The 14,412-nt window shown below is 53.5% G+C and carries 14 protein-coding genes and 2 pseudogenes; 13 read left to right on the forward strand and 3 right to left on the reverse strand.

Annotation, left to right across the window (positions count from 1 at the left end; translation table 11 throughout):
* A pseudogene (locus tag B2R48_RS05620) lies at positions 1–287 on the reverse strand (flagellar basal body protein FliL); the annotation flags it as partial.
* A gap of 154 nt (positions 288–441) precedes the next feature.
* On the opposite strand from B2R48_RS05620, the gene B2R48_RS05625 reads away from it, so the two are divergent.
* The 5 genes from B2R48_RS05625 (at position 442) to flgH (ending at position 4,326) form a co-directional block, all read left to right on the forward strand.
* Positions 442–630 (forward strand): hypothetical protein, encoded by a 189-nt coding sequence (locus tag B2R48_RS05625; RefSeq protein ID WP_296998660.1) that lies wholly within the window; start codon positions 442–444, stop codon positions 628–630.
* 79 nt (positions 631–709) lie between these two features.
* On the forward strand, positions 710–1,468 hold the full coding sequence (locus tag B2R48_RS05630) for a flagellar hook-basal body complex protein (RefSeq protein ID WP_062955473.1): 759 nt from the start codon (positions 710–712) through the stop codon (positions 1,466–1,468).
* Positions 1,469–1,532: 64 nt separating this feature from the next.
* Complete coding sequence (gene flgG / locus B2R48_RS05635) at positions 1,533–2,318, forward strand: flagellar basal-body rod protein FlgG (RefSeq protein WP_062955472.1); 786 nt, start codon at positions 1,533–1,535, stop codon at positions 2,316–2,318.
* A gap of 111 nt (positions 2,319–2,429) precedes the next feature.
* Positions 2,430–3,437: a flagellar basal body P-ring formation chaperone FlgA gene (gene flgA, locus B2R48_RS05640; protein ID WP_296998664.1), complete on the forward strand. Its 1,008-nt coding sequence runs from the start codon at positions 2,430–2,432 to the stop codon at positions 3,435–3,437.
* Between the two features lie 115 nt (positions 3,438–3,552).
* Complete coding sequence (gene flgH, locus B2R48_RS05645; RefSeq protein ID WP_296998665.1) at positions 3,553–4,326, forward strand: flagellar basal body L-ring protein FlgH; 774 nt, start codon at positions 3,553–3,555, stop codon at positions 4,324–4,326.
* 248 nt (positions 4,327–4,574) lie between these two features.
* Here flgH and dksA read toward each other — a convergent pair whose 3' ends face one another.
* Positions 4,575–4,991: an RNA polymerase-binding protein DksA gene (gene dksA / locus B2R48_RS05650; protein WP_008890403.1), complete on the reverse strand. Its 417-nt coding sequence runs from the start codon at positions 4,989–4,991 to the stop codon at positions 4,575–4,577.
* 150 nt (positions 4,992–5,141) lie between these two features.
* On the reverse strand, positions 5,142–5,585 hold the full coding sequence (locus tag B2R48_RS05655; RefSeq protein ID WP_296998667.1) for a flagellar assembly protein FliX: 444 nt from the start codon (positions 5,583–5,585) through the stop codon (positions 5,142–5,144).
* A 368-nt stretch (positions 5,586–5,953) separates the two neighbouring features.
* On the opposite strand from B2R48_RS05655, the gene B2R48_RS05660 reads away from it, so the two are divergent.
* The 8 genes and pseudogenes from B2R48_RS05660 to B2R48_RS05695 all read left to right on the forward strand — a co-directional run.
* Complete coding sequence (locus B2R48_RS05660) at positions 5,954–7,096, forward strand: flagellar basal body P-ring protein FlgI (protein WP_062955469.1); 1,143 nt, start codon at positions 5,954–5,956, stop codon at positions 7,094–7,096.
* Positions 7,097–7,098: 2 nt separating this feature from the next.
* Positions 7,099–7,443: a rod-binding protein gene (locus B2R48_RS05665; protein ID WP_296998669.1), complete on the forward strand. Its 345-nt coding sequence runs from the start codon at positions 7,099–7,101 to the stop codon at positions 7,441–7,443.
* A gap of 2 nt (positions 7,444–7,445) precedes the next feature.
* Positions 7,446–7,907 carry a hypothetical protein gene (locus B2R48_RS05670; RefSeq protein ID WP_114129862.1) on the forward strand — a complete coding sequence of 154 codons (462 nt, stop codon included), beginning with the start codon at positions 7,446–7,448 and terminating at the stop codon, positions 7,905–7,907.
* A 17-nt stretch (positions 7,908–7,924) separates the two neighbouring features.
* The gene (flgK, locus tag B2R48_RS05675) at positions 7,925–10,336 is read left to right on the forward strand and encodes a flagellar hook-associated protein FlgK (RefSeq protein ID WP_062955466.1); all 2,412 of its coding nucleotides are present in this window, start codon (positions 7,925–7,927) and stop codon (positions 10,334–10,336) included.
* 27 nt (positions 10,337–10,363) lie between these two features.
* Positions 10,364–11,593 (forward strand): flagellin, encoded by a 1,230-nt coding sequence (locus tag B2R48_RS05680; RefSeq protein WP_213474583.1) that lies wholly within the window; start codon positions 10,364–10,366, stop codon positions 11,591–11,593.
* Between the two features lie 99 nt (positions 11,594–11,692).
* Positions 11,693–12,163, forward strand: coding sequence for a flagellar assembly protein FliW (gene fliW, locus B2R48_RS05685; protein WP_213474582.1), 471 nt, complete (start codon positions 11,693–11,695; stop codon positions 12,161–12,163).
* A gap of 110 nt (positions 12,164–12,273) precedes the next feature.
* Complete coding sequence (locus tag B2R48_RS05690) at positions 12,274–13,617, forward strand: flagellin (RefSeq protein ID WP_213474581.1); 1,344 nt, start codon at positions 12,274–12,276, stop codon at positions 13,615–13,617.
* 471 nt (positions 13,618–14,088) lie between these two features.
* A pseudogene (locus B2R48_RS05695) lies at positions 14,089–14,412 on the forward strand (flagellin); the annotation flags it as partial.

Genomic DNA, 14,412 nt, shown 5'->3' on the forward strand with positions numbered 1-14,412 from the left:
CCACCCCCGGTATTCAGATTGACCAGAATTTCAGGCAGATCCACGAAACCGACATTTTCCGGCACCCCCGGGGCTTCTTCAATGGAGTCTTCAGTGATGACCTCTTCGGTCTGCTCGCCACCGCCACCGGTCAGCATGTCGATCACTGGCTGAAGCAGACCTGTGAAATACGCCGCCGCAGCACCGCCCAACAAAAGCAGCACAAGCAAAACGACCACAATCAGCATTTTCTTGCTGCGGCCGCCGCCACCTTCGTCCATTTCAATTTCGTCGACGTCGTCACCCATCGCTTCGCAAATTCCTGCGTTTGAAGTTCTGTCTTCCTGATCCAGCAAACACTGTGCCGGATTAAAAGCCATAACGCTATCACGTTAAAAATCTGTTGCGTTTCCGTCCACTGACGATTTGAGACAGGCGGAAATTTTTGCATCTCTGCGCCATATGTATCAGGCGCGCGATAAAAACAATGCACGCCCCCCGTCCGCACCGGAAGAAATTGCCGATGGTCACGTCACGCATCCCGATCACGGCAATCCTTTTCCTGAAACCCAAAAATTTTCCGGCAGTTTCTGCCAACAGGCCGATAAAAACGCCCGGCAACAAATGCCGAACTTACATTTAACTACATAAAATCAACAGCTTAACAAAACTGGCACACAGATCGCATTCCTGATGGTCAAGCTACAGTCCTGAAAGGGAAATTTCGACCATGGAAAACGTTTCATACATTGCACTGTCCCGTCAAAAGACGCTGCGCAGCATGATGTCCAACCTGTCGCAGAACATGGCAAACATGAATACGACCGGTTACAAAGAACAGCGCATGATGTTCACCGACTGGATCGCGAAGAACAAGGATGCGCCGTTCCGTGGCGAACGCGAGATTTCGCTGGTTCAGGATATCTCCCAGTATCGCAACACTACAGTAGGCACGATCGAACATACCGACCGCCCCCTGGATGTCGCGCTTAGCCAGCCAGACATGTTCTTTGCCGTCGAAACCCCGACCGGTGTTCAATATACCCGCTCGGGCAACTTTTCGCTGGATCCGGGCGGGCAGCTGATTACCAATGACGGTTTCCCGGTGCTCAGCGATGCAGGCCAGCCCATGTTCTTCAACGAAGCGGACGGCCAGATCGAAATCAAGGGTGACGGAACCATCGCCACCGACATCGGTCAGATCGGCAAACTTCAGGTCGTGACCGTCGACAACGTCCAGGAAATGACCGTTACCGGCAACACGCTGTATCAGGCGCCGGAAGGCGAGGACAATCAGGATCTGGTCGAACTGGTCGAGAACCCGGGCATCGTGCAGGGCGCACTTGAAAAATCCAACGTCAATCCGATCGGTGCAATGACCCAGATGATTGATGTTCTTCGCACGTATCAATCCGTTACCCGTTCTCTCGAAAGCGAGAACGAGCGTATGCGCAACATGATCAACAAGCTCGGAGATGTTCGCGCCTAATCGGCAGCGATCCCGATAACACGGAAATTTAGCGCAAAATCAGCGCAATCGAAGGAGAAGACAGATGCGGTCACTTGATATCGGCGCTTTGGGGATGCAGGCACAGTCCACCAACGTGGACGTCACCTCGCACAACATCGCCAACATGACCACGACGGGCTACAAACGCCAGCGCGCAGAGTTTCAGGATCTGCTCTATCAGGATTTGCGCCGTGCAGGTTCCCCGTCCTCGGACACCGGCACCATTGTCCCGACCGGTGTTCAGGTCGGCCTTGGTGTGAAGACCGCCGCAATCGGTCGTTACATGGGTCAGGGGTCGCTGACCATGACCGAAAACGAACTTGATATTGCCATTCAGGGCCGCGGGTATCTTCAGATTGACCTGCCAAGTGGTGAAACCGCCTATAGCCGTGATGGTACCCTTAAACTGGATGCTGACGGTGCCCTTGTGACCAAGGATGGCTTCGCGGTTCAGCCGGGTATCACCATTCCGGACAATGCCCGCTCTGTCACCATCAACTCCAACGGTGAAGTTTTTGCCGAGATTGATGGCCAGGTCGCACTTCAAAACCTTGGCCAGATTCAGCTTGCAACCTTTATCAACCCACCCGGCCTGAATGCCCTTGGCGATAACCTGTTCCTTGAAACCGAGGCATCGGGTGCCGCAAGTGTGGGCTCCCCCGGGGATGTTGGTTTTGGCACGGTTCAGCAGGGCTATCTTGAATCTTCAAACGTCAACGTCGTTCAGGAAATTACCAACCTGATCAAGGCGCAGCGTGCCTACGAGATGAACTCCAAATCAATCTCGACCACCGACGAAATGATGAGCGCGGTCAGCAACCTGCGCTAATATCGCCGCCTGAAACATGCTTTGGGTTTGCGCAAGTCGCCGTCGCATCACGCGCGCACTTGCGCAAACTGTCTTTACACGATGTATACCGTTCCGTGGTATTGTGGGTGGATGAAGATAAAGAACACACTCCTCGCTTTCGCGATCTTGTCGGCACTTGCGTCTCTGCCTCTTTTGTCAGAGGCCGCCTTCGCGCAATCGTCGCAAGGCAATGACCTGCGCAACATTCAACCAAACAGTTCTTCCATCTTCCTCAAACCCGATGCACTCGTCGAAGGGCAATATGTAACCCTTGGCGATCTGTTTTCGGGTGTCGATCCCCAGCAGCAAGACATTGCTGTCGCACATGCCCCGCAACCGGGCAGACAAACCATTCTGGACTATCGCTGGCTTTACGGCATTGCGCAGCGCCACGATATTGAATGGCGACCGCGCACGACCGCCGATCAGGTTCTGATCACCCGGGCCAGTCAGGTCATCACAATTGATGAAATCCGTGATGCGGTCGAAGTTGCCCTGGTGGATCACGGTATCGAGCGCCCGTTCACAGTCGACCTTTCGAGCGAGAATTTTCAAATTCACCTGCCGGTTGACGCGCGCAGCAATATTGATGTCAGTGCGCTTGAAATCAACTCGCGCACCCAACGGTTTGTTGCCAGTGTGACAACCGCTGCACAAACTTCCCAACAACGTACCTATCGGATCAGCGGCAAATATTACCCGCTGACAAATGTTCCGGTACTGGTCGAACCGGTATCACGTGGATCGGTTATTCGTGCCGATCAGGTCGAATACCGCGAATTTCGTTCAGAACGGGTTCCTGCCGGAGCCATTCGCGACATCAATGACGTTATTGGCAAAGAAGTCACACGGCCAAGCAACCCCAATGAACCCTTGATGTTCCGTGATTTGAGCAACCCTATCCTGGTGCGACGCGGGTCGCTTGTCATTATCCGACTGGTCACAGCCAATATGTCCCTGACCGCACGGGGCAAAGCGATGGAAAACGGATCGCTCGGCGACGTCATTCGTGTGGTGAACCAGTCAAGCAACAAGACCATTCAGGTCGAAGTCGTTGCTGAAAACGAAGTTCGCGCCCTGCCGGCAATGTCGCAGTAATTCACCCCGTCACATCCGGCAAATCCTCATCCAACCCGGCAAGCTTTTCCTCTTGGGTCGGCTGATAACTGGCACGGTACTTGCGTTACAGAATGCAGGAACCCAGGAGGAATTCATGCCCGGTAAAAATGCACAGATATCTTGGCGACGCATCGCCATTGTCGGCACCCTGATCGGTGCGACTGCACTGTTGTCAGGCTGCAACGCGATGAAACGACTTTCCGAAGTTGGTGAGCCGCCAAAATTGTCATCCATAGACAACCCAACCCAGTCCGAGGCCTATCGCCCGGTAAGCTTGCCGATGCCTGCCCCGCAGGTCGCAGAACGCAATCCAAACTCGCTGTGGCGTTCCGGCGCCCGATCCTTCTTCAAGGATCAGCGCGCCAATCAGGTTGGCGACATTCTGACCGTGGTTGTCGAAATGCAGGACAGTGCGGCACTTGCCAACACCACGGTGCGATCGCGCACCAACTCGGAAGACCTTGCGGTTCCGAACCTGTTCGGGCTTGAGGCCGAAATGACCAAGGTGCTGCCTGAAACGATTGATCCGACCAACATGCTGGATTTTGACAGCAACACGTCAAACCGGGGTGCTGGAACTCTTGATCGTAACGAAGCGATTGATTTGCGGGTTGCGGCCATTGTCATTCAGGTTCTGCCGAACGGCAACTATGTCATTCACGGTCGTCAGGAAATTCGTGTGAACAGCGAAATTCGCGAAGTTCAGATTGCCGGCGTCATTCGCGCTGCAGACATAAGTTCTGCCAACGAAGTCAACTATGACAAGATTGCCGAAGCCCGCATTTCATATGGTGGCCGCGGAACCATTTCCGATGTTCAGCAACCGCGTTATGGCAGCGAAGTTCTCGACATCATTCTGCCGTTCTAACATTTGAAAAGTCTTGTGGCTCAATCCCGTTTTCCGGGTTCCGGTTGACCATATGACGAAGCGTTCAAAGGTCACCTTCGGGTGGCCTTTTTTTTTGCGTCAAAGCGCCCCAAACAGGAAAAGCCCGGCCAAATAGGCCGGGCTTTTGATTTTGGTTATCCCTAACCAGGTATCTCCCACCATGTCATGTCGTTGCATGACCAGGATCGGCTAGGCCGGATCCTTCATTTTTTTTCCACCCGGCGCGATCAATCGTCGCGACGTGTGCGCTCCATCCGTTCGTGACGCTCCTGAGCTTCAATGCTCAGCGTAGCAATCGGACGAGCTTCAAGTCTTTTCAAGCTGATCGGCTCGTCGGTTTCTTCGCAGTAACCATATGATCCGTCTTCAATTCGACGCAAAGCAGCATCAATTTTTGAAATTAGCTTGCGCGCCCTGTCACGAGTACGAAGTTCAAGTGCCCGGTCTGTTTCAGCCGACGCACGGTCGGTGAGATCCGGTTCCTGAAGCCCGCCATCTTGCAGGTTCGCTAATGTTTCCGAAGATTCGTGCAGAAGCTCTGCCCGCCAGGTCAGAAGTTTCTGCCGGAAATATTCCCGCTGACGCGGGTTCATGAACTCTTCGTCCTCTGCAGGACGATAGTCAGGTGGTAAAGTGATAGTCATGTATGCCCTCTATACAGGACTCATCGATCGCGCGGCAATATAGATGGCACACGCCAACGGTGCAAGCCGATTGAACAAATAAATGTCAACCACCCCTCAATGGCGCAGAATTCTGCGATTTTTTAGTGGAAAATACCGCAAATCAAACAGCTAGATCAGACCTGAAACTTCCAGTTTCGCCAGCTCAACCCGTGCACGCAGATCAATCTCGTCAAGAACTGCGGAAAGTTCAGGATCGTCAATCGTTTCACGCTGCTGATCAAGCAACCCGACCAGTTGCTGCAGCCGAGCGGGGGACAGTTGCCCACTCAGAAGGCCATCACGCACGGCTTCCAGTTGCTCCAGCATGCTTTTGGCGCGCAACATGGCAGCCTTTTTGGGCGAATCCAGTGCATCACCACTTTGCTGAAGCGCAAGCAGCGCATCCAGCGCACTGACGGTCCCGGTGCTTCGAACGCCGCCCGCTCCGACGGCATCACCAGAAGAATCAAGCGAACGCATGGTATCAGCAAAACCGCTTCCGCCGGACGCACCGGATGCCTTCTTGCGCGAGGTAGGCCCCGCACCGGCAGCTTTGGAACCGTTTACCTTCATGATCCATTCCCGCTCAGTTGTTATAGGTGCGCTCAATAAACATATGCACTGCACATATTGGACGCGGGCATCATACCCGAAAGGTCAGATGGAACACCATCCGTGTGACCAACAATCGGGAGTCTCCCTCAATCGGGCCAGACGCGCAACGGGAAAAAAATGCCGGGTTGACGGGACAAGGGCAGCGGAACCACGGCAACTTGCCGGAAATTGCGCGGATTTCTGTGCCATTCCAGCTTCCTGAACGTCACAGCGGCACAAAGCCTCAGTTGGCACGGTTTTCGCAAATACGTTTGCAAACGCGGTTTACGATCAATCGCCTCATTTACCGGATGCCACGCATCCAACGTAAAAGCGGAAGTAAGAGTATGATCACAGGTCTTGGCAAAATAGCGCAAAAAGCGGCCGTTACGCTCACGCTGGGAATGCTTGCCCTGACGCAGCTTGGCCCTGCACATGCACAGTCGCGCATCAAAGATATCGCCGATTTTGAAGGCGTGCGTGACAACATGCTGGTTGGCTATGGCCTTGTGGTTGGCCTGAACGGCACCGGCGATGACCTTGGCGATGCAGAATTTACCCGTCAAAGCATGGTCGCGATGCTTGAGCGCCTTGGCATTAACGTCCGCGATCAAATCGAAGATCTGGAATCCGATAACATTGCTGCGGTCATGGCAACCGCAACCCTGCCACCATTTTCGCGTCAGGGGTCACGGATTGACGTGAATATCAGCGCGATTGGCACTGCCGAAAGCCTGCAGGGCGGCACGTTGCTGGTAACCCCGATGGTCGGCGCAGACGGCGAAGTCTACGCCGTTGCCCAGGGCAACCTTGCTGTTGGTGGTTTCTCGGCCGGCGGTAATGCAGAAACAATCGTCAAAGGCGTTCCGACCTCGGCACGAATTGCCAATGGCGGTATCGTCGAACGCGAAATCGACTTCAACCTGAATTCCATGCAGGACATGTCGGTTGTGTTGCGTAACCCTGATTTCACCACCGCACGCCGGATTTCAGAAGCAATTAATGCCTATCTGGGTGAAGTCGCGGCCCGCCCGAGCGATCCGGGGACGGTGCGCCTGAGCATCCCGGAACGCTACAACCAGAACATCGTCGCTCTTCTGACCGATGTCGAACAGCTTCGCGTCGAGCCGGATCAGATCGCACGTGTGGTGATTGACGAAAACACCGGCACGATTGTCATGGGGGAAAATGTCCGCATCAATCGTGTTGCAATTGCCCAGGGCAACCTGACGATCCGTGTTACGGAAACCCCGCAGGTATCGCAGCCCTCGCCTTTTGCACAGGCCGGCACAACCGAGGTTGTCGACCGCACCAACATCGAAGTCGATGAAGGCGAAGACAATCAGCTGGGTATCATGGATGGTGGCGTCAGCCTGCAGGAATTGGTCAACGGTCTCAACAGTCTTGGCGTTGGTCCGCGCGACATGATCACGATCCTTCAGGCAATCAAGACGTCTGGCGCGCTGCAGGCTGAAATCGAGGTGATGTAATGATGACCGACGGTACCGCAGCACTGATGGCGCAGGCACAGGCAAGCGCACAGTACGGCAAACACAACAATATCGCGGCCCGGATGAATTCACTCACCGATGGCCATATCAAAACCGAAGAACAGGCACGCAAGGCCGGCGAAGAATTTGAATCAATGTTTCTGGGGCAAATGCTGAGCCACATGTTCTCCGGGATTGAAACCAACGAAATGTTTGGCGGCGGGCATGGCGAAACGATGATGCGTTCCATGCTGGTTGACGAATACGCCAAAGAAATGACTCGCGCTGGTGGCATCGGAATTGCAGATGCCGTTACCCGCGAAATCCTCAAAGTCCAGGAGGGATGAAAATGACCACCGAAGAGCTGGTTACCGAACTTAAAAGCGTCACTTATGACCTTATGTCCCTGCTGGAACGTGAGTCGAGCGAACTTCGCAGTCTTACATCAGCCGAATATGAGCAATTCCTGTCGGAAAAATCTGCCCTGTCGATGCAGTACGAGCAACTTGTCGTAAAACTGCGCAGCCGTGGCGAAGAGCTTCGCGCTCTGTCCGAAGAGGAACGTGAAGAACTGCGCGAACTGCAGGCCGAGTTCCAGGAAACCGCAAGACGCAACATGTCCACCCTTATGGCGGCCAAGGAAACCAACGAACGTGTGGTTCAGGCCATCGTGCGCGCGGTTAATGAAAAGTCCAAGGAAGAATGCACCACCTATAACCGCGCGGCGAAAACCAGCAAGGCATCGCTTGGCGGTTATGGTCGCACGATCAACAAATCCGGTGGCGCCTATAGCGTCAACGAAACGCTTTAAGGGTAAAGGCAAGTATCATGTCACTTACTCAGGCACTCAATACTGCGATCTCCGGCCTTAACACGGCACAGGCCCGTATTGCGATCACGTCATCGAACATTTCGAACGTGAACACAGAGGGCTATTCCAAAAAGATCGCCGGTCAGGAAACCCTGACGCTGGACGGTATCGGTGCCGGTTCTCAGGTTGCCGACATCTATCGCAACGTCAATGAGGGCCTGGTACGTGAAATGCGCGGCGAACTGGGTAAAGCTGGCCGCGAAGAAGCCCGTTACGAGTTCTTCCAGCGTATTCAGACGCTGTTTGGTACGACCCAATCTGATGCTGCGATCAGTCAGCGCATCAATGATCTGGCCGATGCATTCGAACAGCTTGGTGTGACGCCGGATCAGAATTCGCCACGCATCGAAGCCATCGAAAGTGCGATCCAGGTCATGGAATCTTTCGAGAAGCTCTCAAGCCAGCTTCAGGATCTGCGTGATGACATTGACGACCAGATCACAGACGAAGTGAATACTGCCAACACGCTGCTCACACAGATCTCGGAACTTAACAGTGGCATCATCCGTCTGAATAACCTTGAGCAACCGACCACGGAGCTCGAGGATCAGCGCGACCAGAAACTGAACGAACTTTCGAAGATCATCGACATCACCACGTTTAGCCGCAGTGACGGTTCGATTGTCGTTTACTCGGCGGCAGGTGCGAACACGCTTTTGGACCGCACACCGAATTCGCTGAGCTTCACCCAGACTGCCGGCTTTGAACCGGGCACAGGTGGTTCGGGCGTCTCGCTTGACGGTGAAGACATCACCGATACATTGCGTACGGGCACGCTCAAGGGCTTGTTTGAGATGCGTGATTCCGAAATTCCGGCACTGAATGACCAGATCAACGAGCTGGCTGGCGAACTGCGCGATGCCATCAATGAGGAACACAACAAGGGTACCTCATTCCCGCCACCAGCCAACCTTTCAGGTACACGTACAGTCGCTGGCAGCGACCCGCTGACTGCAACCGGTGCATTTCGCGTAGCCGCTCTTGATCAGAATGGCGACCTTGTTGCAACCGACAGCTGGGCCGATATCGAACTGCCAACCACCCCGGCGACCGTTCAGGGTATTGTTGACGCAATTAACGCATCGGATGCGAGTTCTTATCTGACCGCATCTCTGGTTGATGACCGGCTCGTAATCGAAGGCCAGGACGGTAACCGTGTGGCCATCAACGAACTCGACAGCCAGATCACGCTAAGCGACGGCCGCCAGCAGGGCGCATCGCACTATTTTGGTCTGAATGATTTCATCGCGACCACCAAACGGTCCGACACGATGACCTCTGCGCCGCAAAGCAGCTCAACCGATGCACTGGGCGTTACGGCGAGCTCCTTTACCATCAGCGCGGGCACCGGGGTGCTGGCCGGGGCCGGCATTACTGTCAACTATACCGCGACTGATTCACTTGAAGACGTGCGCGATAGCATTCGTACAGCACTTCAGGGTGCAGGCATGACTGCTGCTGCGTCTGAAGAAGCAGCGTTCATTGTTGAAGACGGCAACCGCTATCGTCTGGTCGTTGAATATAACGCAAACCTGACGATCAATGATTCGGGGACGATGTCCTCGAAGATCGGCTTTACCGAGGATCGCCCGTCCCTGTCGGGTAACATGAACGTTGCCGCCGCGATCCAGAATGACCCATCCAGGATCGTGCGTGGGCAGCTCAACGCAGATACCTACAATACGTCAACAGCAGTCATTGATCCTGACGCTGCCATTAACGGCCTGGGGCCGACCACGCCCCCACCGCTGAATTACACCCTGACCGTGAGTGGCAATTTCACGGATGTTAACATCAATTATGACACCAACACTTCGCTGCAGGATATCGCGGACGCGATCAACAACAGTGCAACCATGACCGACAACAACATCACTGCCGAAGTCAAGTTCGACAGTCAGCTTGGCGGCTACAAACTGCACGTGATCGATGCCGATGGCGACCCCTTCTATTTCAGTGATGACGGGCTTCCCAATGCGGATGCACTGACGACCATTCTTGGCCTCGGGATCAATTTCGGGGTGCATGAGGGCGACAACAGTGCCGCCAATTCGATCAGTAATGCCTTTGAACGCTCGGACATTGATTTCGAAGCAACTGATGGCCTGTCAGGTGAACGCACGTCCTTGACCGATTATGCCGCCGGCATCGTTGCAACCGCTGCAACAAAGACCCGCGTTGCCGAGAGCTCTTTTGACTTCCAGAACAATCTGGTCGTTGACCTCAGCACGCGCATTCAGAACGAAGCTGGTGTCAACCTGGATGAAGAAATGTCTGATCTGGTTGTTTTTCAGCGCGCCTACACCGCAACCGCACGGGTAATTTCCACGGTTGATGAAATGTTTGATGCATTGCTCAATGCAGTTTAAACTGCAAGCTTGTAAAGTGAGGCTGTCATGGTAACGCGTGTCGCTACATATACGAACCACACATTGCTTTCGGACCTTGCACTCCGGAACGCAGCGCGTGTAACCGACCTTCAAAATCAGGCGTCGAGTGGCTATAAGTCGCGCAATTACGCCGGGATAGCAGATAGTACGCAACGCCTGCTCAATCTTGAAGGCGAATATACCCGCACGGAACAGTACCTGCGCAATACAACGCAGGGGAAATTGCGCCTGCAAAGCATGGAAACAGCTGTCGATAGCATGCTGACCATCGCGACCCAGATGAAGACATTGATGATTCAGGCCAGCTCGGCGCAACAGGCTGACGATGTCAACATTCGCGAGGAAGCCAATCAGGCCCTTCAACAGATTGCCAATCTTCTCAATACCAACCTTGACGGACGCTACCTTTTTGCAGGTGGACGCTCTGAAGAACCTGCCGTCGATATTGAAAAGATCGGGGCGCCTGACAACTATATGAGCAAGCTTGATACCTCAGTTACCGCAGCCGCCACCCTTGCGTCGCTGGGCGTCACGGCCAATGGAACGATCCAGATCGTCAGCACCGACATTGATGGCAATAGCTCGACTTCAACAGTTGGCTATACCACTGGCGACACTATCAGTGACATCATGGACAGCATCAACAATGTCACGACCAACCGTGCAATGGCATCACTGCGAGGTCTCGGTGGTGAGGGAACACCCCTGCTGAACATTGAAAATGTCGGCAATGGCTCGATCACCATTACCGAAACCGGTACAGGTGATTTTCTTTCTAAGCTCGGCATGGAAAAAATCGGCAATCCACGTCCGGATGCCGATTATTATCTGGGCGACCACCAGATCATGGAACTGCGCGTTGATGAACAATACGACGTGTCCTATGGCATTCTGGCGGAAAATCCGGCTTTCCAGCAGCTGATACAGGGTCTTGGTATTGCCGCAAGCACTGAGAATCAGGACGCGCTCTCTACCGCCCTTGGCTTTATCAATGATGCCATCAATGATCTTCCCAACGTTCAGGGGCAAATCGGTCTCGATATTGCCAACGTCGAACGTTTTGAAGAACGCCATCAGGACTTTAAGGTTTTTGCGGCCCAGGCGATCAGCGACATTGAAACCGTCGATGTGCCGCTGACGCTTGCGGAATTGACCCAGTACGAAACAGCCTTGCAGGCCAGTTTTATTTCTATCTCGCGCGCCGCAGATTTATCTTTGGCTAACTATTTGCGTTGATTGTGATATAGATAGTATTGCGTCATTAACCGTTTTGTCAGAATGATACTATAGGTAGCATCAAAGACAGAACCTTTCGACCGTCGGAGAATTGCGGGAATGGAAACCGAGAACGTCGCCGAGAATGAAACACCAGAATCCGTTGTCGTGGAAACACGCTTCGGCGACATCGAGTTTAGCTGGGACAAGGGCATTTATATGCCAGTAGGTCTTCTCGGCTTTCCTGAACACCATGTCTTCGGACTGGCAAATATTCCCAACACATCCCTGGATCAGTTCAAGCTTTATCAAAGCCTGACAGATGCCAGCCTGTCTTTCATCGTCGCACCCTATAATATGGAAAGCGGCGTTTACGCAGACAAAGACTTGATGACCGCGCAGAAAAGCCTCGCCATCGACAGTGCGGACATGGCTATTCTGATGGTTGTCACTATTCGAAGCGCGCCTGGCGGCGAAGGCATCACGATGTCGACAAATCTGCGTGCGCCTATCCTTGTTGATACAGGCCGCCAAGTCGCCTGGCAGCATATATTGCCGAACGAAAAATACTCTGTGCAGCATGACCTGTAATTTTTGCCTAGCATACTGGCACGCGCATTGCTTTACTGTTCCACAAGGCAATGTCGCCGAAGGAATGAATGGCCTGAGCCATTCTTTCTTATCCGTGTAGGAGGAATAAAATGGCTCTTAATATTATTTCCAACTATGCAGCGAACGTCGCCCATCGAAACCTGACTGCTTCGGACACGATGGCGACGCGCTCGCTTGCAAAACTCTCGTCTGGTACCCGCGTTGTTTCGGCACGTGACGATGCTGCATCCATGGCCATCGGTGCACGTCTGAACGCAACGACGGAATCTCTTAAAACCGCCACGGTAAACGTTAACCAGGCCAACTCGATGCTCCAGATCGCTGATGGCGGCATGGCAACCATCGACAACATCCTGGTGCGTATGAAAACGCTGGCTGTTCAGGCCTCGTCGGGTAACTTGTCCGACACTGAACGTGGATTCCTGAACGATGAATTCGTTCAGCTGCGCGACGAGATTGACCGCATTGCATCCTCTACCAACTTCAACGGCATTCAGTTGCTGGGTGATGGTGGCGATGTTGCACTCGAATTCGGTGATCTTGCCTCGGGTGCTGGCGGCGCTGCACTGGTCCCGGCGACCGGCTTTGACGCCTTTGCCATCACTGATAACAACTATTGGGCAACGGACACCGATACCGACCTTACCGATAACAATTTCTCGGTCGACATCAACGAGCTGGCCAGCGGCCAGATCATTATGACCGTCACCAGCACCATTGACGGTGCTACTGACCGGTCCCAGTCGATTGACGTTTCGGACTATGCATCTGGCGGCACCACGGCAATCAGTGCAGGTGAAAACGCAACCCTGAACTTTGATGAACTTGGCCTGTCCTTCACGGTCAACACCAACTTCTCAGCCACCGTAACCGAAGTTGGTGCAGGTACCGGCGGCAGCCAGGACTTCGGTAGTGATACCGCCTTTACTGCGGCAAACGTTGACACCACGAACAACACGGTCACCATGGCCGCTGATAATGGACAACAGCTACAGCAGAGCGTTGACTTCCAGGTTGGTGCAGGCAACACAGCCAATGACAGATTGGCAATTGAATTTACCGCAGTAGATTCAGAAACGCTTGGTTCTGGCTCGAACGGGACACAAGACTCAATTGCGGACCTGACAGCCAACGCCATTGATACAGCGGCGAACGCCCAGAACGCGGTCGAAGTTGTCAGCCGCGCCATTGACGATCTGCAGCGCGCACGCGCAAACATCGGTACCTATCAGAACCGACTGGACTTCGCAGGGCAAAACCTCGCATCCACTCAGGAGAATACCGAGTCTGCCCGCTCCACCCTGCTTGACCTTGATGTTGCGGCTGAAATGACCAACTTCACCTCCAAGCAGATCCTGGTTCAATCGGGTGTCGCAATGCTTGCACAGGCAAACCAGATGCCGCAGAACCTGCTGCGTCTGCTTCAAGGTTAAGCCCACAGGCGAACCGCGATACACAAAGTTACCCCACAACGGCGGCAATGTTTCATTGCCGCCGTTCGTTTTTTTGTGCGGCTTCTGCCTCTTCCTGAAGTATGCCGCCTGCAAACAATGATAACGCCCATGCCAGGAACATTATTTTTCAAGAGATGAGCAGCCTAAACCCTAGCTTGAACGCCCACTGAATCCGGGCATCGAACCAAGTCTATGCTCGGTAACTTTCTTGACGCCCCCTACAAAAGGAATACAAGAACAGACACGATCACCTGATATCCCATTGTTTTCCTTAAGTTAATTTTTCGTTTATTTTTTGCTAGACAGCAAAACCATACGTAGGTATACATTAATTCGTTGATAAATTTGTACTCGAATGATCAAGAAGATCGCTCCGCGTACAGTGCTGGCAATGTCGCCAGCTCCTGAATGGCACTAGACCATTCCAGCTATCCAAGTAGGAGAACCAAAATGGCTCTTAATATTATTTCCAACTATGCAGCCAACGTTGCTCACCGTAACCTGTCTGCTTCTGACGAAATGGCGACCCGTTCGCTGTCCAAACTTTCCTCTGGTACCCGTGTTGTTTCTGCACGTGATGATGCCGCCTCCATGGCCATCGGTGCGCGTTTGAACGCAACCACCCAGGCTCTCAAAACCGCAACCGTTAACGTTGGCCAGGCCAACTCAATGCTCCAGATCGCCGATGGCGGCATGGCAACCATTGATGATGTCCTAGTTCGTATGAAAACGCTGGCTGTTCAGGCATCGTCTGGCAACCTGTCCGGTACCGAG

Source organism: Thalassospira sp. UBA848, assembly GCF_002295455.1.
GTDB lineage: Bacteria > Pseudomonadota > Alphaproteobacteria > Rhodospirillales > Thalassospiraceae > Thalassospira.